The 21,689-nt window shown below is 30.5% G+C and carries 15 protein-coding genes and 3 rRNA genes; 15 read left to right on the top strand and 3 right to left on the bottom strand.

Annotated elements, in window-relative coordinates; all coding sequences use genetic code 4:
* Window positions 1-407 precede the first annotated feature (407 nt).
* The 3 genes from AAHM97_RS04130 to rrf all read left to right on the top strand — a co-directional run bounded on the left by AAHM97_RS04130 (window position 408) and on the right by rrf (window position 5,351).
* Window positions 408-1,927: ribosomal RNA gene (locus AAHM97_RS04130) — 16S ribosomal RNA — on the top strand.
* A 288-nt stretch (window positions 1,928-2,215) separates the two neighbouring features.
* Window positions 2,216-5,127, top strand: a 23S ribosomal RNA gene (locus tag AAHM97_RS04125).
* A gap of 118 nt (window positions 5,128-5,245) precedes the next feature.
* Window positions 5,246-5,351: ribosomal RNA gene (rrf, locus tag AAHM97_RS04120) — 5S ribosomal RNA — on the top strand.
* Together the 16S, 23S and 5S rRNA genes form the textbook arrangement of a ribosomal RNA operon.
* A gap of 1,010 nt (window positions 5,352-6,361) precedes the next feature.
* On the opposite strand, the gene AAHM97_RS04115 is transcribed toward rrf, so the two are convergent.
* Window positions 6,362-6,493, bottom strand: coding sequence for a hypothetical protein (locus AAHM97_RS04115; RefSeq protein ID WP_342268678.1), 132 nt, complete (start codon window positions 6,491-6,493; stop codon window positions 6,362-6,364).
* 1,106 nt (window positions 6,494-7,599) lie between these two features.
* Between AAHM97_RS04115 and AAHM97_RS04110 the strand changes: the two genes are divergently transcribed.
* From AAHM97_RS04110 to AAHM97_RS04085, 6 genes are all read left to right on the top strand, one after another.
* Window positions 7,600-7,875: a S1 RNA-binding domain-containing protein gene (locus tag AAHM97_RS04110; RefSeq protein ID WP_342268677.1), complete on the top strand. Its 276-nt coding sequence runs from the start codon at window positions 7,600-7,602 to the stop codon at window positions 7,873-7,875.
* A 65-nt stretch (window positions 7,876-7,940) separates the two neighbouring features.
* Window positions 7,941-9,224 (top strand): glucose-6-phosphate isomerase, encoded by a 1,284-nt coding sequence (locus AAHM97_RS04105; RefSeq protein ID WP_342268676.1) that lies wholly within the window; start codon window positions 7,941-7,943, stop codon window positions 9,222-9,224.
* A gap of 228 nt (window positions 9,225-9,452) precedes the next feature.
* Window positions 9,453-9,953: a dUTP diphosphatase gene (locus AAHM97_RS04100; protein ID WP_342268675.1), complete on the top strand. Its 501-nt coding sequence runs from the start codon at window positions 9,453-9,455 to the stop codon at window positions 9,951-9,953.
* 31 nt (window positions 9,954-9,984) lie between these two features.
* Window positions 9,985-11,454, top strand: coding sequence for a hypothetical protein (locus AAHM97_RS04095; protein ID WP_342268674.1), 1,470 nt, complete (start codon window positions 9,985-9,987; stop codon window positions 11,452-11,454).
* 1 nt (window position 11,455) lies between these two features.
* Window positions 11,456-12,190, top strand: a complete 735-nt coding sequence (locus AAHM97_RS04090) for an RNA methyltransferase (RefSeq protein WP_342268673.1) — start codon at window positions 11,456-11,458, stop codon at window positions 12,188-12,190.
* Between the two features lie 40 nt (window positions 12,191-12,230).
* Window positions 12,231-13,658, top strand: coding sequence for an aldehyde dehydrogenase family protein (locus AAHM97_RS04085; protein ID WP_342268672.1), 1,428 nt, complete (start codon window positions 12,231-12,233; stop codon window positions 13,656-13,658).
* 425 nt (window positions 13,659-14,083) lie between these two features.
* Here the strand turns inward: AAHM97_RS04085 and AAHM97_RS04080 are convergent, their stop codons facing one another.
* Both AAHM97_RS04080 and AAHM97_RS04075 read right to left on the bottom strand, forming a co-directional pair.
* Window positions 14,084-14,527, bottom strand: coding sequence for a hypothetical protein (locus tag AAHM97_RS04080; protein WP_342268671.1), 444 nt, complete (start codon window positions 14,525-14,527; stop codon window positions 14,084-14,086).
* A 176-nt stretch (window positions 14,528-14,703) separates the two neighbouring features.
* Window positions 14,704-15,381 carry a hypothetical protein gene (locus tag AAHM97_RS04075; RefSeq protein WP_342268670.1) on the bottom strand — a complete coding sequence of 226 codons (678 nt, stop codon included), beginning with the start codon at window positions 15,379-15,381 and terminating at the stop codon, window positions 14,704-14,706.
* A gap of 197 nt (window positions 15,382-15,578) precedes the next feature.
* Here AAHM97_RS04075 and pyrH point away from each other — a divergent pair, with 197 nt between their 5' ends.
* The 6 genes from pyrH (at window position 15,579) to AAHM97_RS04045 (ending at window position 21,685) form a co-directional block, all read left to right on the top strand.
* Window positions 15,579-16,298, top strand: coding sequence for a UMP kinase (gene pyrH / locus AAHM97_RS04070; RefSeq protein ID WP_342268669.1), 720 nt, complete (start codon window positions 15,579-15,581; stop codon window positions 16,296-16,298).
* Between the two features lie 11 nt (window positions 16,299-16,309).
* The gene (gene frr, locus AAHM97_RS04065) at window positions 16,310-16,858 is read left to right on the top strand and encodes a ribosome recycling factor (protein WP_342268668.1); all 549 of its coding nucleotides are present in this window, start codon (window positions 16,310-16,312) and stop codon (window positions 16,856-16,858) included.
* Window positions 16,859-16,951: 93 nt separating this feature from the next.
* Window positions 16,952-18,514, top strand: coding sequence for a hypothetical protein (locus AAHM97_RS04060; protein ID WP_342268667.1), 1,563 nt, complete (start codon window positions 16,952-16,954; stop codon window positions 18,512-18,514).
* An 88-nt stretch (window positions 18,515-18,602) separates the two neighbouring features.
* Window positions 18,603-19,358 carry a hypothetical protein gene (locus AAHM97_RS04055; RefSeq protein ID WP_342268666.1) on the top strand — a complete coding sequence of 252 codons (756 nt, stop codon included), beginning with the start codon at window positions 18,603-18,605 and terminating at the stop codon, window positions 19,356-19,358.
* Window positions 19,359-19,371: 13 nt separating this feature from the next.
* Window positions 19,372-20,679, top strand: coding sequence for a GTPase ObgE (gene obgE, locus AAHM97_RS04050; protein WP_342268665.1), 1,308 nt, complete (start codon window positions 19,372-19,374; stop codon window positions 20,677-20,679).
* A 22-nt stretch (window positions 20,680-20,701) separates the two neighbouring features.
* On the top strand, window positions 20,702-21,685 hold the full coding sequence (locus AAHM97_RS04045) for a hypothetical protein (RefSeq protein ID WP_342268664.1): 984 nt from the start codon (window positions 20,702-20,704) through the stop codon (window positions 21,683-21,685).
* Window positions 21,686-21,689 lie beyond the last annotated feature (4 nt).

Here is a 21,689-nt window from a genome sequence, read left to right as displayed (position 1 = left end):
GTCCCAATTATTACCATATTTTTTATACATAATAGGGATATTAAATAAGTTTATTAAAAAAGGATTTAAATTAATAAAATTTTACTCTCATTATCTATTTTTTTAGTTTTTTTTATTATATTTTATATAAAAAAAGACTTTTTTCAACACCTAATATTATTATATGGTATTATTTAAAGGTACACATTTTGTGCTTTTATTTTCTTAAAAAAAGTTTAAAAAATGTCTAATTATTTGGAAATATTTAGATTTTTTTATTCTCTATTTGATATAATTAAAAAGCGCTTCAGTAATGAGGTGTGTAAAATATTGATCTTTGAAAACTTTATAGAACAAACAACCAATTTAAACTTGAATCATTTGATTTTTTTAAGTTGATATACGAACATAAGCTAAGATTATAACTTTTTAATGAGAGTTTGATCCTGGCTCAGGATGAACGCTGGCGGCATGCCTAATACATGCAAGTCGAACGGGGTGCTTGCACCCAGTGGCGAACGGGTGAGTAACACGTATCTAATCTACCTTTTAGTGGGGGATAACAGTTAGAAATGACTGCTAATACCGCATACGACAACATTATGGCATCAGAAGTTGTTAAAAGAACCGTTTGGTTCGCTAGAAGATGAGGATGCGGCGTATTAGCTTGTAGGTGAGGTAATGGCTCACCTAGGCAATGATACGTAGCCGAACTGAGAGGTTGATCGGCCACATTGGGACTGAGATACGGCCCAGACTCCTACGGGAGGCAGCAGTAGGGAATTTTTGTCAATGGACGCAAGTCTGAACAAGCAATGCCGCGTGAGTGATGAAGGTCTTCGGATTGTAAAGCTCTGTTGTAAGGGAAGAATATTTAGAAGAGGAAATGCTTCTAACTTGACGGTACCTTACCAGAAAGCCACGGCTAACTATGTGCCAGCAGCCGCGGTAATACATAGGTGGCAAGCGTTATCCGGATTTATTGGGCGTATAGGGTGCGTAGGCGGTTTGGCAAGTCTGAGGTTAAAGGCCAGAGCTCAACTCTGGTTCGCCTTGGAAACTGTCTTACTAGAATACAGGAGAGGTAGATGGAATTCCATGTGTAGCGGTGAAATGCGTAGATATATGGAGGAACACCAGTGGCGTAGGCGGTCTACTGGCCTGTTATTGACGCTGAGGCACGAAAGCGTGGGGAGCAAATAGGATTAGATACCCTAGTAGTCCACGCCGTAAACGATGAGTACTAGGTATCGGCATTAGTCGGTGCCGCAGCTAACGCATTAAGTACTCCGCCTGAGTAGTATGCTCGCAAGAGTGAAACTTAAAGGAATTGACGGGGACCCGAACAAGTGGTGGAGCATGTGGTTTAATTCGAAGCAACGCGAAGAACCTTACCAGGGCTTGACATCCAGTGCAAAGCTATAGAGATATAGTGGAGGCTAACATTGAGACAGGTGGTGCATGGTTGTCGTCAGCTCGTGCCGTGAGGTGTTGGGTTAAGTCCCGCAACGAGCGCAACCCTTGTCATTAGTTACTAACATTTAGTTGAGGACTCTAATGAGACTGCTAGTGTAAGCTAGAGGAAGGCGGGGATGACGTCAAATCATCATGCCCCTTATGTCCTGGGCTACACACGTGCTACAATGGTCGGTACAAAGAGTCGCAATCCCGTGAGGAGGAGCTAATCTCAGAAAGCCGATCTCAGTTCGGATTGAAGTCTGCAACTCGACTTCATGAAGCCGGAATCACTAGTAATCGCGAATCAGCAATGTCGCGGTGAATACGTTCCCGGGTCTTGTACACACCGCCCGTCACACCATGAGAGTTGGTAATACCAGAAGTACGTATCCTAACCGTAAGGAGGGAGCGTACCAAGGTAGGATTAGCGATTAGGGTGAAGTCGTAACAAGGTATCCGTACGGGAACGTGCGGATGGATCACCTCCTTTCTATGGAGAAAGAAATTTAACAGTATTTTGTACATATACAAAAAGCTATGTTCGAGTTCTATAAAGTTATCAGAGATTGATAGTTAGCGAAACGCTAACAGTTGATTTCTGGAATATGAAAAAAACAATAATCGTTCTTTGAAAACTAAATATTTGATGAAAATAGACATTTTATTTTTCTTACGTTTGTAACATTTATTGTTATAAAAGTAAATTAGTAACTTTTAAAAGTATTAATATAGAAAACTAAAATTTCATTAGTTATTATAATTGCAAATAGGTTTTTCTTAAGAAGTATAGTAAGGGCATATGGTGAATGCCTTGGGAAATGGAGCCGATGAAGGACGTGTCTACCTGCGAAAAGTCTCGGGGAGCTGGAAGTTAGCTTTGATCCGGGAATATCCGAATGGGGAAACCCAATATGATTAATCTCATATTATCCATAATTGAATTCATAGATTATGAGAAGGGAACCTTGGGAATTGAAACATCTTAGTACCAAGAGGAAAAGAAATCGAAAGAGATTCCGTAAGTAGCGGCGAGCGAAAGCGGAACAGGCCAAACCGGTCTTCGGACCGGGGTTGTAGGACTCTAGTTAGAGTTACAAAACTAATACATAATAGAAATGATTGGAAAGTCATACCATAGAGGGTGAAAGTCTCGTATATGAAATGTATTAGACTCGAAGGAGTATCCTGAGTAGGGCGGGGCACGTGAAACCCTGTCTGAATCTACCCAGACCACTGGGTAAGCCTAAATACTACCATTTCACCGATAGTGAACCAGTACCGTGAGGGAAAGGTGAAAAGCACCCCGAGAGGGGGGTGAAATAGACCCTGAAACCATATGCTTACAAGAAGTCGGAGCCATTTAACGGGTGACGGCGTGCTTTTTGTAGAAAGAGCCGGCGAGTTACAATAGCGTGCAAGGTTAAGAGGAATACTCGGAGCCGTAGTGAAAGCGAGCCTTAATAGGGCGTTTAGTACGTTGTTGTAGACACGAAACCGGGTGATCTAGCCATGAGCAGGTTGAAGTTAGGGTAAAACCTAATGGAGGACCGAACCAACGTTCGTTTAAAAGACCGTGGATGACTTGTGGCTAGCGGTGAAATTCCAATCGAACCCGGAGATAGCTAGTTCTCCCCGATATAGCTTTAAGGCTAGCGTCGTGGTTTAGAACTATGGAGGTAGAGCTCTGAATGTATGATGGCCCCACCTAGGGGTACTGATTACAATTAAACTTCAAATGCCATAGTTTATATACACGGCAGTCAGAACATGGGTGATAAGGTCCATGCTCGTGAGGGAAACAGCCCAGATCAACAACTAAGGTCCCTAAATCTATTCTAAGTGTATAAGGATGTGAAAGTGCCTTGACAGCTAGGAGGTTGGCTCAGAAGCAGCCATCCTTTAAAGAGTGCGTAACAGCTCACTAGTCGAGTGCTTTTGCGCCGAAAATTTACCGGGGCTCAAGAATAGTACCGAAGTTTTGGATTTACAATTTATTGTAAGTGGTAGGGGAGCGTTCTTATTGCGTTGAAGTCAAACCGTGAGGATTGGTGGAGCGATAAGAAGTGATTATGCCGGCATGAGTAACGTTTGTAGGTGAGAATCCTACATGCCGATTGAGTAAGGTTTCCTGGGCAAGGTTCGTCCACCCAGGGTTAGTCAGGACCTAAGGCGAGGCCGATAGGCGTAGTCGATGGACAACAGGTTGATATTCCTGTACCACCTAGTGATGTGATGGAGTGACGGAGAAGGGTAGCAGAAGCCAGCTGCTGGATATGCTGGTCTAAGCACAAAGAGGGATGCATTGGTAAATCCGTGTATCATAACCTTGAAGTGTGATGGGGTGTCGAGTCCTCGGACAAGACGAAGTCTGTGAACCCATGCTTCCAAGAAAAGCTTCTAAACTTAGTCACTAGGTGCCTGTACCGAGAACGAACACACGTACTCAAGGAGAGAATCCTAAGGCAAGCGAGATAACTATAGCTAAGGAACTCTGCAAAATAACCCCGTAAGTTCGCGAGAAGGGGTGCTCATTTCGGTGAGCCGCAGTGAAGAGGGAGGGGCAACTGTTTAACAAAAACACAGCTCTCTGCAAAGTCGTAAGACGAAGTATAGGGGGTGACGCCTGCCCAGTGCCGGAAGGTTAATAGGAGATGTTAGCTTCGGTGAAGCATTGAATTGAAGCCCTGGTGAACGGCGGCCGTAACTATAACGGTCCTAAGGTAGCGAAATTCCTTGTCAGGTAAGTTCTGACCCGCACGAAAGGCGTAATGATCCCTTCGCTGTCTCGGCTATAGACTCGGTGAAATTTTAGTACCAGTGAAGATGCTGGTTACCCGCAACTAGACGGAAAGACCCCGTGGAGCTTTACTATAACTTAATATTGAATTTTGGTATAACATGTAGAGGATAGGTGGGAGACTTTGAAGCTATCACGCTAGTGGTAGTGGAGTCATCCTTGGAATACCACCCTTGTTATATTGAAATTCTAACCTAGGCCCGTAATCCGGGTCGGGGACAGTGTTTGGTGGGTAGTTTGACTGGGGCGGTCGCCTCCTAAAATGTAACGGAGGCGCTCAAAGGTACCCTCAGTACGGTTAGAAATCGTACATAGAGCGCAAAGGTATAAGGGTGCTTAACTGCGAGACTTACAAGTCGAACAGATGCGAAAGCAGGACTTAGTGATCCGGCGGTCCCGTGTGGAAGGGCCGTCGCTCAACGGATAAAAGTTACCCCGGGGATAACAGGCTGATCTCCCCCAAGAGTTCACATCGACGGGGAGGTTTGGCACCTCGATGTCGGCTCATCGCATCCTGGAGCTGTAGTCGGTTCCAAGGGTTGGGCTGTTCGCCCATTAAAGCGGTACGCGAGCTGGGTTCAGAACGTCGTGAGACAGTTTGGTCCCTATCTGTTGTGGGCGTAGGAAAATTGAGAAGAGCTGTTTCTAGTACGAGAGGACCGAAATGGACGCACCCCTGGTGCTCCTGTTGTCACGCCAGTGGCACAGCAGGGTAGCTATGTGCGGAAAGGATAATCGCTGAAAGCATCTAAGCGAGAAGCCTCCTTCAAGATGAATTTTCCCATTCCTTTAGGAAGTAAGATCCCTTATAGACCATGAGGTTGATAGGTTGGGTGTGTAAGCGCGGTGACGCGTTCAGCTAACCAATACTAATAGATCGAGGACTTCTTAAGGTCAAAAAAGCCTATTTACAATGCATAATAATTAAAAATATGAGTAATCGAATATTTAGTTTTCAAATAACGATTTTACAGACGAACGTTTGTATAATAGTTATTTGAATCAGATTCATCTGGTGTCCATAGCGTTGATGATACACCTGTTCCCATACCGAACACAGAAGTTAAGCTCAATAGTGCCAACGATAGTATAATGCGAAAATAGGGAGATGCCAGTTTATTTAAAAAAAATCCAATTGGATTTTTTTTATTTTTTTAAGAAAAAAAATAAAAAAAATAAAAATGAAAAAAACAAAACTAATAATGCTAACAGATTAAAACTACCATTTTTTTGTAAAGGTAAAAGATGATAAAAAAATGTGTTAAAAAATTTTAAAACATTTATGTGTGATAAAAATTGTAGAAATAGCAAATATATTTTTTAGACCTCAATTTGCATGTATTTTAGATTATTTTTTTTTAATAAAATATTCAATATTTAAATATAACCTAAATTTTACTAACACTTATTATCCACCTTTAAAAAATTTAATTATTCTTAAGTTGCCTTAAAGCAATCATAGAATTTAGACTTAATATAGATAAGCATTATTAAAATTTGGGGAAAAATATGCAAATCAGTACTTGTCACATTTATTTTTAATAAATATTTGTTATTTTAGTCTTTTATTTGTTTTATTTCTTAAAAAGAATAAATATTTATTAAAATTATAAGTAAAAAATGACTCAAACTAACAAGTTAATCTAATAATATTCTACTTCCTTTATTTTTAAATTATAATTTATTTCCTCATTAAATTTCAATTTTTAGAAAATTTTTATAAATAATTATAAAAAGATTTTATATCTCTAAATTTTACCAGAAGATTTAATAAACATTTATTAACTCAATCTTTTAATCTTTGTGTTGGAGAGTTATTTTTAAAACTGTTATTAGACATTAAGTATAATATATTGTTTCAGTTATCAATATAGTCATAGATATATATTTTTTGCAAAGAAGATCCTTTTCTGATGGAATAATTAATTTTTTTATAATTTTTGAAACATTAGTAGATTTTTTTTTGGAGAACTAAACACACAATAATATTTTTATTAATTTACTGCGTTAAGGTGCCACATATATTTTTATTATATTATTTTACCTTTTAAATAGAATCTAAAATATGTACCATCGGCTCCAACGCATTTGGTGTTTTATAATTAGTCATAACGTTGCCATCTCTATCTACTGATTCTGATTAGGTGGAAAATTATTTTGTTTTTTGGGTCTAGATACTGTTTTAAAAATATTTGGGTTTTCTTTAGTAGTTCTTCTTATCATTTTAATTGATAAATTTTTACCTTTTTCAAGTAGCATTTGATTATGAATTTCTTGAGAACTGATACAAATTTCTTGTTTATTGCATTAAATTTAAAAATATAGTCTAGAGTTTTCGAATAACTGATATTAACATAATTTTGTATAGAAAGAATATCCAAACATTTTTTATAAATATTAATTAGGATTTAGGATTTAATTTTACCTTAAATTTTTTAAAGTATTTTTTAAGATGGTAAAATATTTAATCAATTTATTTGTACCAACGCTGACCTTGCCTCAAATATATAAATTTGAGAACGAGCATAATGTTTATATATTTTGGTTTTAATACCCTCTATTTATCCTTCATCATCATCTTCATCAAATTCATCATCACCACGGTTGTGCAAGAAGACATGGACTTTTTAGTCTTTCAATTTCCCTTGCACAAGTAATTTTTAAATCAAATCATTTTTATTTTGTTTTGAAATAATGCATTTTTTCTTAAGCTTCTTAATTTCTTTTAGATTTGTCTTCAATTCAGTTGTCATATATTCTTTTCTTATTTTTTTATCATATCATTCATCCTTTACACTTATCAATACTTTTAGAATAACAAAATTTCTCCTTTTTCTCAAATATATATTAATTGTGGACAGAAACGGTATTTAGTTCATTGGGTATTTTTCAAGCATTTTTCCTTTTTTAAATCTTTGTAACTTTATCTTTTTTACATTTTCGCTATATCTGTTACACATTGGATAACACCCCTAATTCAAGAAAAGTTATTTTTTTTATTATTGGTCTACTTAGAGTCATTCTCTCTAACTTATTTTACATTTTAGGACTTATTAATATCATAAGAAATTTAATGAAAAAAAAATATAATAAAAAATGATTTTTAACAAGAAAATAACATTATAACAATATATAATAATATAGTAATAAAAATAAATTAATTGCATTTTAATCTTTTTTTTAGAATATGTGCAAATTAATACTCTATACCAAAAAATATCAAATATTAATAATGTCAGACTTATTAATTAATTATTATAGAATACTTGTAGATAATAAAATTATTATTAAGCAATTTTAGAAAAAAAGACTGATAATTTAAGTCGTTTTTCAAGTTGTTAAATAAAATAGGAATTAGGTGAAATATGTATAAAGTAAATGATATAATACAAGTTGAAGTCAAATGAGTTGTTGAATATGGTGCATTTTGTTCTATAATTGAACCAATTTATGATGACCAAAAATGAGCTGGACTAATTCATATAAGTGAAATATCTGATTATTATGTTTCAAATATAGATGATTTTTTTAAAGTCGGAGACAAGTTTGCTTGCAAAGTAACCGATATTGTTGAAGAAAAAAAACACTTGAAACTTAGTTTTAAAGCAATAAGACCGGAATTATTAAAAAACAGTGAATAATTCAAGTTATATCCTCAAAAAAGTATTAAAATAATATTGTTAGAACTTATAAAGGAGTTTAGAATATGATAAAAACAAAATTAAATTTTACCAATATTGAAAAAGAGGTTGAGTTATTCGATAAAACCAGACTTGAAAAAATTAAGGAAATGATTCTTAAAAAGACGGGACAAGGAAATGATTTTCTTGGATGAGTGAATTGGCCATCATCATTTAATAATGAAGAGTATAAAGCAATGAAAATTTCAGCTGAAAATTTAAGAGCAGAGATAAACTATTTGCTCGTAATTGGTATTGGTGGGAGCTATTTAGGAACTAGAGCTGCTGATGATATGATCAAAGGACTATATTCTAAAGATAAAGTTAAATTAATATATGTGGGAAATACTATGTCCTCAACCTACATTTCTCAATTAGTTGAATTCTTGGGTGATAAGGAATTTGGAATAGTAAATATATCTAAATCAGGAACAACAACAGAACCCGGTATGTCATTTAGAGTTTTTGAAAAATTGTTAGTTGATAAAAAAGGCGAAGATGTAGCAAAAAAAAGAATAATTGCTGTGACAGATGCTCATAAGGGAGCATTAAAAAAATTAGCAGATAGTAAAGGTTATCAAACTTTTACAATTCCAGATGATATAGGTGGTCGTTTTTCAGTATTTACACCTGTCGGTGTATACCCGTTATTGGTTTCTGGAATTAATATTGATAATGTTTTTAAGGGTGCAAAAAAAGCAGAAAAAGAACTTTTAAAAAATATTAATAATGATGCTGTTAAATATGCTGTAAGTAGATATATTCTACATACAGATAAAAATTATAAAGCAGAAGCATTAGTTTCATATGAACTTCAAATGCAATATTTTGCTGAGTGATGAAAACAATTATTCGGAGAATCAGAAGGAAAAGATGGAAAAGGTCTTTTCCCAACAAGCATGATTTTTTCAACCGACCTTCATTCATTGGGGCAATTTATCCAAGAGGGTACTAAAGGCATAATTTTTGAAACAATCATTGATGTTAAAACTCCTCAAAAAGATATCAATGTGCCAAGTAATAAAGAAGATCTTGATGGTCTTAATTATTTAACAAATAAGTCTTTCCACGAAATAAATTCTATTGCCCTAAAAGGGGTAATCGATGCCCACGTAAATAGTGGTTCAGTACCAAATATTATATTAGAATTTGATAAAATGGATGATGAGATGTTTGGATACGCAGTCTATTTCTTTGAAATTGTTGTAACATATAGTGGATATTTATTGGATGTTAACCCATTTAATCAGCCAGGCGTTGAAATTTATAAAAATAATATGTTTAAACTTTTAAAAAAACCAGGATACTAATTTTTTACAATTAATATAATGTCTAAATTAGATTATAAAGTAATTACTAGAATATTTCGATATTTAAATATTATAAATATCGAAAAAATATGACCTAAGCAAATTATTGCATAGGTCATATTTTATTTTTTTAAACATAATTAACCTAAAAATATTAATAAAAAATTAATCTTATTGTGCTTGTTCATAATCATTATAAATTATATAAAAATATGGTAAAATATAGATATGATAGATTTTAAAACCTTAGAAAAAATTAGATGCAAGCAAAAAGAATTGGATGCTTTTTTGTTAAAGGGGCAAGATACAAATTCTGTTGAACTAAAAGAAAAAAGAGTTTTGGCTTTTATTGTTGAATTGTGTGAGTTTTTAAATGAAGAAAAATCCTTTAAATATTGAAAAAAAGACAAAACAATTGCACGAGAAAAATTGGTTGAAGAGTACATTGATGGAATTCATTTTTTAATGAGTTTGATTAATGAACAAAATCTTGACTTTAATAATTATAAAATCAAGGATAACAAACATGAAAAATTTCATATAATATCTTTATCAATAGTTGAAAATGCTGCGAGATATTCACACACTAGAAAAATAGAAGATCTATGAAAATTTGTTGATTTATATTTAAGCTTGACATCTCATATTGATTTGGAAGAAGATGAACTTTTTGATATTTATGATAAAAAAAATAAAATTAATATTGACCGCTCTAATAATGGGTACTAATTATTAGTTTCACACAAAAGAGGAATTTTTTATGGACAAGAAAAAGAGTACAAAAATATATAAACCAAAAAACCCTAGGGACCCAAAAATTCCAAACTTAAAATCTGATTGGGAACCTGCATATTTTGAGGAGGAAAAAATATCCCCTGACACTTTAACAAATAAGGTTAACACACCTAAGTCAAAAGAAAAAAAATCTCAGTTAAAAGATAAAAATGATTTAAGACTTGTCACAGCTGCATTTGACTCTTTTATATTGCCAGTGGATAATCTTAAATATAAAAAAAATCGTGATTTTGTTGAAAAAATCAATACTGATTTAATTGATGCTTCAATTGATAAAAAAAATAAATTTGCAATTTCAGGTGAAACAATAAATGATTTTGTAGAGTTAACTTTTGATGAAAAAAAACAATTAGAGTCAAGGTCAAAAAAACAATTAAAAAAAGATAATGAATTTAAAAAATTATCATTGTACGATGAAGCCTGAGATACAACAGATGAAGGATCATTAATACCAGCACTAAAAAATGGCGCTAATAAGAATATATTAAATATGCTATCATCAATAAGAGAGAATGAAGAAGGTAAAGTTGAAAAATATAAAGAGGGTTTTGAAGAAAATATTGTTAATTTAGATAAAAGGAAAGTTAATGAAAATGGGTATATAATACCAGATCCATCTTCTACTTCAAAAATTACAACCTACCGCGAATTTTATAATAGATCAGTTAATTCTTCACCACAGAGTTTTTTAAATAGGTCTCTTTCCCACGGAAGGCCAGGGGCAGCCTCTCTTGGGAGCGCTAAAAGTGAATCAAGGAGAACATTAACAAAAAAAGAAATTGAATTTTTAATTTCCAAATTTGGTACAAAGGTTATAAAAATCACAAAGTATGAGGTTATATTAAAACATTTAAAATATGGATATGAAATTTATTTTAATATAAATGATAACCGTTGATGAGTTGTGGCATTAGTATTTAATGAACCTTATGATTGTTCAACTTTAAAAGCAATTAAATTTACAACCCTTTGAAGTGGTTCAAGCTTTATAGGATATGGGATGAATAGTTTAGAAGAAGTATATGAAAAAACTGAATTATTATTTAAAACTGGTAGAACTGGGAATATAGTAATTCGTGAGTATTTATATGACTATAATATTAAGACAAAAAGAATATATGTTTACGACGAGCCTAAAGTTTTAACCTACGAAGAATATAAAACATTTTCATCTTGATTTCGTAAAAATAGAATCGATATTTTTTTAAAGACATATGGTAAGCAAGATGCTGAAGATCTTGAGCAAATTAATTATGAAAATAAAAAAAAGGGTATTCAAGATGCTAGAGCTGTTCTCGGGATGAAATTTGCAATTATGCCACGAAAATCAAATTATATTTTTGCATATCCAGTTCCAAATCCAAAAAAAAGCAAGTCTGATCTGTGAAAACCAGAAAATAAATTTTATCAAATTGCATTTGGAGTCACAGATTAATATGGCGATTATCTCCTTAAAAAATGAAAAAATAAAATTTTATAAATCATTAAAATATCCAAAAATTCAAAAAAAATTAAATAAATACTTAATTGAATCGGAACATTTAATTAATGAATCAATTAAGCAGCAAAAATTAAAAACTTTAATTGTTTGTGAAGAAATTCAAGAATTTTGAAATTTTAATGGTGAAAAAGTTGTTATTTCTTATGATGTTTGTAAAAAACTTAGCGACTTAAAATCAGTAAGTAAAGTTTTTGGAATCTGTGATATAGACAACCCACAAGAAATTGTTGATAATAAAATATTAGTTCTTGACGGTATACAAGACCCATCAAATATTGGTGCATTGCTGAGAAGCGCTAGAGCTTTTGAATTTAATACAGTTTTTGCATCAAATGACTGTTGTAGTTTTTATAATTCAAAAACAATGCGAGCAGCACAGGGAAACCATTTTGGCCTTAAATTAATTAATGGAAATATTGATGAATTATTAGACAAAACAATAAATACACATCATGTTATTACAACATATCTGAACGAAGATAATAATAACATTTTAAATATTAATAAAAAATTAATTCTTATTTTAGGAAATGAAGGAAGTGGAATTTCATTAGATTTAAATAAGTACCCACATACAAATTATAAAATTAATGTTGCAAATAACGTAGAATCACTAAATGTTGCGATAAGTGGGTCTATAATAATGGAAAAATTATTTAATAGATACTAAAAATAAATATGGTATACTTTATTAAGAGGGGGTAATAAATATGGCAAATAAATGAAAATTCTTATCATATATTAATGGAAAAATATATGATAATAAAAAATATTTAGAAATAATTAATCCATCTACACTCGAAGTTTGCGGTGAGGTTTCAGCTTTGACAGGGGATGATATTGATTTGGCATTTAATAATGCTAGAAAAGCTCAAAAAAAATGAGAGGCAGTTCCTTTAATTAAAAGAATTGAAATCTTAAAAAATTATAGAAATAATATTGCAAAGAATTGTAAGAAAATTGCAACCATTATGGTTGATGAAATAGCAAAATCTATGAAAGACTGTGAGATAGAGGTTGAAAGAACCATCGACCTTATTGATTATGTATTTGAAGAAGCTAAAAGAATTGAACCAATAGCATTTACAGGCGAAGGCATGGGATTTGAGAATAAAATCGGAATCTTTTCTAGGGTTGCAAAAGGAGTTATATTAGCAATTTCACCATATAATTACCCTATAAATCTCTCACTTGCAAAAATTATCCCAGCACTTGTAACAGGCAATGTTGTTGTTTTTAAGCCGGCAACCCAGGGTTCACTTGTTGGTGCTTATTTAGGTCAATTAGCCTTAGAATCTAATTTACCAGAATCAATTTTGCAGGTTGTAACTGGAAAAGGAAGAGACATAGGAGATATTTTAACAACACATAAGGAAATAAATATGATTAGTTTTACAGGTAGTGTAAATGTAGGTCATAAAATTAAAAAGTTAGGGGTTGTTAGTGATTTAGTTTTAGAATTAGGAGGAAAGGACCCTGGTATTGTTTTAGATGATAATAAGATAGACTTATATGCTAGTGAAATTGTTAAAGGTGCTTTTGGTTATTCTGGCCAAAGGTGTACAGCGATTAAAAGAGTTATTACAACAAATATCATCGCAGATAAGTTAGTACCAAAAATAAAGAATTTAGTTGAAAAACTAACTGTTGGAATGCCATTAGATAATGCAGATATAACTCCTCTAATAGATATGAGTTCTAAGGATTTTGTTCAGTCACTTATTGACGACTCCTTAGAAAAAAAAGCAAAGTTAATATGTGGAAACAAATCAGAACGGAATCTTCTTTGGCCGACCGTCATCGATAATGTTTCTTTAGATTGTAGGATAGCGTGAGAGGAACAATTTGGTCCGGTTCTACCCATAATTAGGGCTGAGAATATTGATGAAATTGTTAAAATTGCAAATAATAGTACCTTTGGGTTACAAGCGTCTGTATTTTGTTCTGATATTGATCTCGCAATATCAACATCAAAAAAAATTGAAGCGGGTAGTATAAATATAAATTCAAGACCTCAAAGAGGCCCTGATTCTTTTCCATTTTTAGGTATAAAAGATTCTGGTGAAGGTGTTCAAGGAATTAGAGAATCATTATTATCAATGACAAGATACCGTGGTATTATTATTAATCACAAGTAAACTAAGAATAAAATATATTTTCTTTAGCTTTTTGATCTAAATAAACTAAACAACGAAATTATATTAATAAAACAATTAAACAACAATGTTTCAAAAAATTTACGAAAACAAGTTCAGCAATTAATTAAAATAACTTTGTAAAAAAAATAATATTCCAATTTTAAAAGATTAAAATATTATACAAAACTATTTAAATATTTTGTTTTTGTAGCAAATAAGATTATTATTTGCAAAATATACGCTATAAAAAAATTAACTGTAGAATACCAAGCCTATTTACTAACGCTTGGTATTCTACAGTATAATAATATTATTTATATCTATTTCTAATCATACTATGATATATAATTTCATTAAAAATAGCAAAATAATTTTTTAATAAATAGGATACTTATATTAATTATATACTAATATATATACTGTAATTACTCTTCAATTTCCAATTCCTTATTATTTAATTTTATATTTAAAGGAGCAGTAGTTTTAACCGTTTGTTTAGAAAGGCGTTTATACAAATTTTGTTCAACCTTTTTTCGTTTTCTTAAAACTTTCCTTTGAATATTTATATCAATGTTATCCAATCAATATGTTAAATTAGATATCTTGTATTTAAGTTTAAATTTTACTCAAAAATTGTACATTTTGTTTCTAGGGTTCATTATTTCATCTTTTGAAAATCTTTCATTTTCAAGTATAAATTCATCAAAGTCAAGATCTTCAAAATTATGTTCACCATCTCTCTTTGACAATTTTAGTTTACTTACAAATTCAGAAATTGATACACTTTTCATTTTTTTATGTTCATTTTTGTTTCTATTATTTTGAACAGAAATATTTTGATTTGCTTTTACATATTTTTTTGTTGCCAATATCTTAGCTGTATTTTCTAATTTAATATTTTTCTTTTTTTCCTCAATAGCAATATTTTCTTTAGAAAAGTTATTTTTTTGAAGTGTTATTTTTTTCTCTTTAGATCTGATGATATTTTTTAGTTTTATATTATTTAGGAGCTTAGCCTTTTCAATTTCTTCTTCTAAAGAGGATCCTACTTTTTTGAGTTTTTCTTAGCATCTTGAGCTTTTATCATTTCTTGCTCATCGTGAAGTCTTTGTTCTGCTAGTTGTTTTCTAAGCATTTCCATTTCTCTTCGTTCTAATTCTTCTTTTTTTCTAAGCATTTCCTCAATGCCGGTTTCTTGTTTTACAACATCCTCCTTGGACTTTTTAAAGTTTGCTTGATATAGTTGTTTTTCATCATCTGCTTCTAATATATAACGTGAATTTATTTCTTCGTTCCCATATGTATTTACTAGCTCAACAGTTTTATTGCTTATATCATTTTCAACATCTTCAACATATAGAGCGTTACTACTTATATAATTTGATTCTCTAAAAAATCCTTCCTTAGATTTTTTTTGATCATCCAACAAAATTTTCTTCATTTGTGTTATATAGAATTGATTTGTTTTTTCTTCACCCTTGCGTTCCATAGCTCTTGCAGCGTATATTCCTGAATTTGGGTTTTCTAATCCAAATTTTTCGCTTAAAAAAGTTACATATTCTATAATTTCTAATTTCATTTCGGGTGAAAATGAGATTAGTTCATTTGAAAGAATTGCAATAGTTTGGACTGTAATTTTATTTTCTAATAAATCTTTTATTCTTCTCTTAAGTCTAGAACTTAAAAGTTTGAAATCTGTTTCCTTGGTATATTTTTTCGCCATAATATTTACCCCTTAATATCTTTATTATTATACCATAAAATCAACAAAATAACTACATACATTAACATTATTATAGTATAATTTATCACTAATTAAATTATAGAATTTTAAAAAAAATAAAATCAATATTCACAGTAATTTAGGTATTTTGTTTACAAATATATATATAATTAAAAAAGAGAGAGGTAATAATCGAAATGTCACTAAAATTCAAACGTGTTTTATTAAAAATTTCTGGTGAGGCATTAGGCTGTGATGATGATATTATTGACCCAAAGAAAATAACAGATGTAGCGAGGCAAGTTATTGAATTGGCTAAAAGTGGTTTGGAAATAGGGATTGTTATTGGTGGTGGTAATATTTGAAGAGGAACATATGCTGAAAATGACTACATTGATAAAATAACAGCAGACCAAATGGGTATATTTGCGACAATTATGAATTGTTTAGCTTTCGAGGGTGTGTTAAAAAAACTAGGCTATAAAAACGTAAAAGTATATTCTTCATTGAAGGTAGAAACAATTACCAATTCTTATAATTATAATTATGCTCGAGAAAAATTAAGTGAAGGATATATTGTTTTATTTGGCGGGGGAACTGGGTATAGTTATTTTACAACTGATACAGCCGCTGCCCTACGAGCTATAGAAATTGATGCCAATGCCTTACTTATGGCAAAAAATGGGACTAAAGGAGTTTATGATAAAGATCCAAATTTATTCAAAGATGCAAAAATGTACAATAAACTTAAGTATGGGGATTTAGTTTCAAAAAACCTCCAAGTTATGGATCAAACTGCAGCAACGTTAGCAAAGGATGCAAATTTAGAAATATATGTCTTTGATATTAATGAAAAAGATAATATTATAAAGATGGCAAATGGCAAATTAGAATATACGTTAATATCAAATAAATAGAGGATGAAAAAATGGAAGCAAATTTTTATGAAAAAATAAAATTAGAAATGCAAAAAACTATTGACAATTTTGAAAAAGATTCACACAAATATAGATTAGGAAAAGCAAATGCAAGAATGGTTGATAGTGTTCTTGTTGATTCTTATGGAACATTAACACCATTGAATCAAGTTGCTCAAATATCTATTCCAGAACCGACACAATTATTAATCAAACCATATGATAGATCCCAAGTTCAAGCAATATCTGGAGCAATTTCAAAAGCGAATATTAATTTAACTCCATTGCCAGAGGCGGATGTGATTAGAATTAATGTGCCAAAACTTACAGAGGAAATAAGAATAAAAATGGTTAAAGAGTTGGAAAAGGACTTGGAGAATTTTAAGGTTGGAATTAGAAATATAAGAAGAGATGCAATCAATAAATTAAAAAGAGAAATGGATTTATCTAAAGACATACTAAAGGATAATGAAAACCAAATTCAAAAAATAACAGATGAATACATATCAAAATTAGAAAAATCTTTTCATGATAAACAAAAAGACATTATGTCTATTTAACAAAAATATAAAATATTTTATTCAAAATGATGTATAATATATTTAGATATTTTACATTATTAATGAATTTTTTATATATAGTTGGTGGAACATATGGACCCATTTAATCAAAATCCAAAAAATAATAACCCACAGGTAACTCCTGATTTTAATCGTTCACAACAAAATAATCAAAGACAACCAGTTCAACCAAGACCAATTAACCCTAACCCTCAACAACAAAGACAACCAGTTCAACCAAGACCAATAAACTTTAACCATGAACAACAATGACAACCAGTTCAACCAAGACCAATGAACTTTAACCCTCAACAACAAAGACAACCTTTACAATCTAGACCAATGAACCCTAACCCTCAACAACAAAGACAACCAGTTCAACCAAGACCAATGAACTTTAATCCTCAACAACAAAGACAACCTTTACAATCTAGACCAATGAACCCTAACCCTCAACAACAAAGACAACCAGTTCAAAATGTTCAATCAAACTTTAATCCCCAAATTTTATATGGGTCTGCAACTAATTATCCACAATTTCAACCACACCCTGACAATGTTCAATATAATAATCAACCAGTAAATAAAAATTATCAAAATTCTGAAAGTGGTTGGCAAAATCAACAACCTCAGTTTTCATTTGTTTCACCGCAAACCGAAAATACTAATAATAATAGCGTTCCACCTTATCCATTTTCTGGTGTTAATAATCAATTTCGCGACAATGATAAGACAGTTATTATGAAACCAGATCAAATGAGTGATAAAATAGTTAATGTTAATTTAGGGGATAATAAAGCAACTATTGACGATACTGAAGATATTCTTGACTATAAAGTAAGCAATGTTAGAAACGTGCAATTAAATGATTCTGATTTTCAATATGCTAATGAACTTGATGGTTTAGATACAATTGAACCCTATAAAAAAAATATTGAAAAACACATTTCTATTAATAAAAATGAAGAGACTGTTGATTTTCTTGATGTGAATGGCAATAAAAAAAATAAACATGGAAGAAAGGGAAAAGAAAGGATATATAACAGAAGAAATATAGATAATGATAAGATATATAATGCTGATAAGGACGAGTCAGAGCTTAAAAAAAGATTATCGCAGTATAAATATAAAATAGCAGTGGAAAAAACAAAACTTTTAAGAAATAACAAAAGAAGAATTGCTGGAAATATTTTAGTCTTATTATCTGTGGCTCTTCTGGTTTGCTTATTTACTGCTCTTTACCTATTTAATAAAAATTTAATTACTTATTTATCAACAAATAATATAACAAAAAAAGATGTTGATGTTAGTGTAGTGGAAGGAGCTTTTTCTATAAATAAATTAGAAAAAATTCTTAATTCTATGTTTACAATTAACGATAGTTTAGCTCTTTATAATAATATAGATAACCCCGAATCAATATGAATAATTTCAGCAGCATCTATGAAATATATTTTATATATTTTTGCAGTATTATTTGCTATTTTTATTGGATTATTATTTATAGCCCTTATTTTAAAACTATCTGTTTTTCATAAAAACCTAAAATATTATAACAAAAAAATTAAAAAAATCTATAAACAAATTAAAAAAATTAACAAAATCAAACTTCCAGAATTTGAAAATATTGCTGAAGGATTTGATGATTACGATTAGATATTAATAAAGTACCCTTTACTTGATTTTTATTTTTTTATTTTACATTTTTTAATTAATAATTTGTAAAAAATGTATAATTATATGTATGGAAAAAGATTATATTGAAAAATTAAGACAACAATTAGGAACATCGCTAAGCAAATCTGAACTTAAGAATATTTTACAAGATCAATTCGAAAACCTAAAGTTAAATATTGAGAATACAGATTTTAACTCTTTTTTAGAAGAAGAGAAAAAAAACCTGCTATTTAATCTTGAAAAGATGAAGAATCCATTATTTAGAAACTCCAGTTCAACTGGGATGGGATCCCTTCTTAAGAATATAACATTACGAGAAAATCAAGAAGTACTTTTATCAACGATGCAATCTCTCAATGCTAGAGAATATCTTGATCTTTATATTGAAATGTTTGATATTAAAAACCTAAATGATGAATTTAAAACGAGACTTTTTTTGATTTTAGCAGAACAACAGATCGATAAGGAAATGTTGTTAAGAAAATCATTTAAAAAATTTATTGTTAACCCATGTAAAATGGATATTGTTGAAAAGTTAGCCCTACTAGGAAATCTAAAGAAATCAATTTCCTCAAGGATTGGTTTTATTAATCCGGGATGGTCTAATATTTCTGGTATTATTGCTGAAAATTATTTTTTAGTTGTATTCCCAGACTGACCAGACAGCGCTTATGCTAGAAATTCCTTAGTTTATGCCATTATCGAATGTGCAAAAGATATTTTAGGTGTAGAAGAAGAAGCGACGTTTAATGAAATTGAATACTCAGAGGAATATGTTAAAGAATTTAAAAAGTTTTTCAAAGCACATAAAATACTAGACTAAGGAGAATATTAATATGAAATTTATAGATTTAGCTTACTTTATTATAAAATCTGGTGATGGAGGTAATGGTTGTGTTAGTTTTAGGCATGAACTATATGTTGATAAGGGCGGACCTAACGGTGGTGATGGTGGTGATGGTGGTAGTATTTATTTTATTTGTGATGAAGGAAAAGCAAGTTTATTAGACTTAAAAATTAAAAGAAAGTATATTGCTCCTAATGGCGAAAAAGGGATGACGAAGAATATGCATGGGAAAAATGCTAATGATGTATATATAAAAGTTCCGGTTGGAACAATTATATACAATAATAAAACAAACGAGGTAATCGCAGATTTCATAAAAAATAAACAAGTTGAATTAATTGCTGCTGGTGGAAAAGGTGGTAGAGGTAATGCAAGATTTGCAAATTCACGTAACAAAGCTCCACAAATATTTGAGGCTGGAGATAAAGGTACTGAAATAGAAATAAAAGCTGAACTAAAAGTTTTGGCTGATGTTGGGTTTGTGGGATTTCCTAACGCTGGAAAATCAACGTTATTAAGAGCGGTATCAAATTCCAAGCCAATTGTTGCAGATTATCCCTTCACAACCTTAACACCACAATTGGGAATGTGTGTTGATAAAAAAGGTAGATCTTTTGTATGTGCGGATTTACCCGGATTAATTGAGGGAGCTAGTAAAGGAAGAGGACTTGGGTTTAGTTTTTTAAGGCATATTGAAAGATGCAGAATTATATGTCATATTATTGACATGTCTGGAAACTACGGATTGGAAGATGTTGTTGACAATTATAAAAAAATACGTAAAGAGTTATCGGAATATAATCTAAACCTTGAAAATAAAATGGAGATTATAATTGCAAATAAAATTGATATCGATGAATCCAAGCTTAGAATAGAAGAGTTTAAAAATACATATAAGGATAAAACAATAATTGAAGTTTCTGGCTTAATGAAACAAAATATTGACTATTTATTGTTAAAGATTGGTGAATCGCTTGAAGTTATTAACGATAAACAAAAAGAACAACTAATAAAACTAGATCAAGAAAATTCAAAAAAATTAAATGAGAAATACTATGGTTTTATTCCATCTAAAGTAGATATGAATATTACAAATATGGGAAATCATCATTGGAGAATAAGTGGAGATGATGTTTTAAAGATATATAACAAAAATCCTTTATCTACTTTTGATAATTTACTTGTTTTTAATGAAAAAATGAAAAAATTAGGAATTTATGATATTTTAAGAGAAAAAGGTGCATTAAATGGCGATGTTATCCATATATTTGATATCGAATTAGAGTGGTTTGACTAGCATAAATAAATTAAGGAGAAATATGGAAGCAAACAGTGAAAATCGGTCTATTGTGTTTGGTAAAAAAAATAAAAGACATTTACGAAGAAAAATTTCACAGGAAGACCTAAGTATTATAAACGAGTCTTATAACACTATCAAACAAATGGTTAAGATAAAAGCGAAGGATGCTATTTATTACTATTTTGATGTTTTTTTGTTTATATTGAATTCAACACTTTTCCTAACATTGATTTTAAAAATAGATTTTAAGTGAGTGAATTATCCTGATAAATATGAAAAATTAATTGGATATATCATGGTTTTTATTTGTCTATATTTTCTATTTAAATTTACAATATCAAATTTCTTTATAAATTCTAGTTATTATAAAGATTTAATCGTTTACAATATCGACTATTTTTTAGATAGAAAACATTTTAATAAAAAATCTATTGTAAACTGACAATCTATATCTCATATTATTTTTAATTTGTTTTCAAACATTACTACTGCATTATTTATTTATTATATTATCAATTATAATGATAAAGTTTTCCTTAATGGAGATAATTTATTGTATTCTATTATTTTTACAGTTTTAAATATGGTTTTTTTACCATCTGTTATCAATTCTATCCAAGAAATTCGTACTCGCATTATTAATCTTAAAAACTTGGGTAATTTAGTTTTAAAGACCCAATATTTAAATAATAAAGACCTTTTTAAGAATATAGTCATTGATGAGAATCAAAGAACAATTTATTTTGACAATATTGATTTAAAATCTAAAGATGGTGTTTTTATTATAAATAAAAAGAAGCTGATAAGTAAGGAAAATTATGAAATTATTTCAAATGTTAACAAAGAGATTATAACGAGATATTCACTACTATGAGACATGTTTTATAAGTTATTGGATGTATCACAAGGGACAAAAGATATTAAAAAAAAATATAGAACACATATAAAACTTAAAAGGGCCTCATATTGTTTTTCTGAGATATTTTTCAATTTTTTTGAATAGTATA

The sequence above is a fragment of the Spiroplasma endosymbiont of Aspidapion aeneum genome, assembly GCF_964031045.1.
GTDB lineage: Bacteria > Bacillota_I > Bacilli_A > Mycoplasmatales > Mycoplasmataceae.
This window is presented reverse-complemented; position numbering and strand designations above follow the sequence as displayed.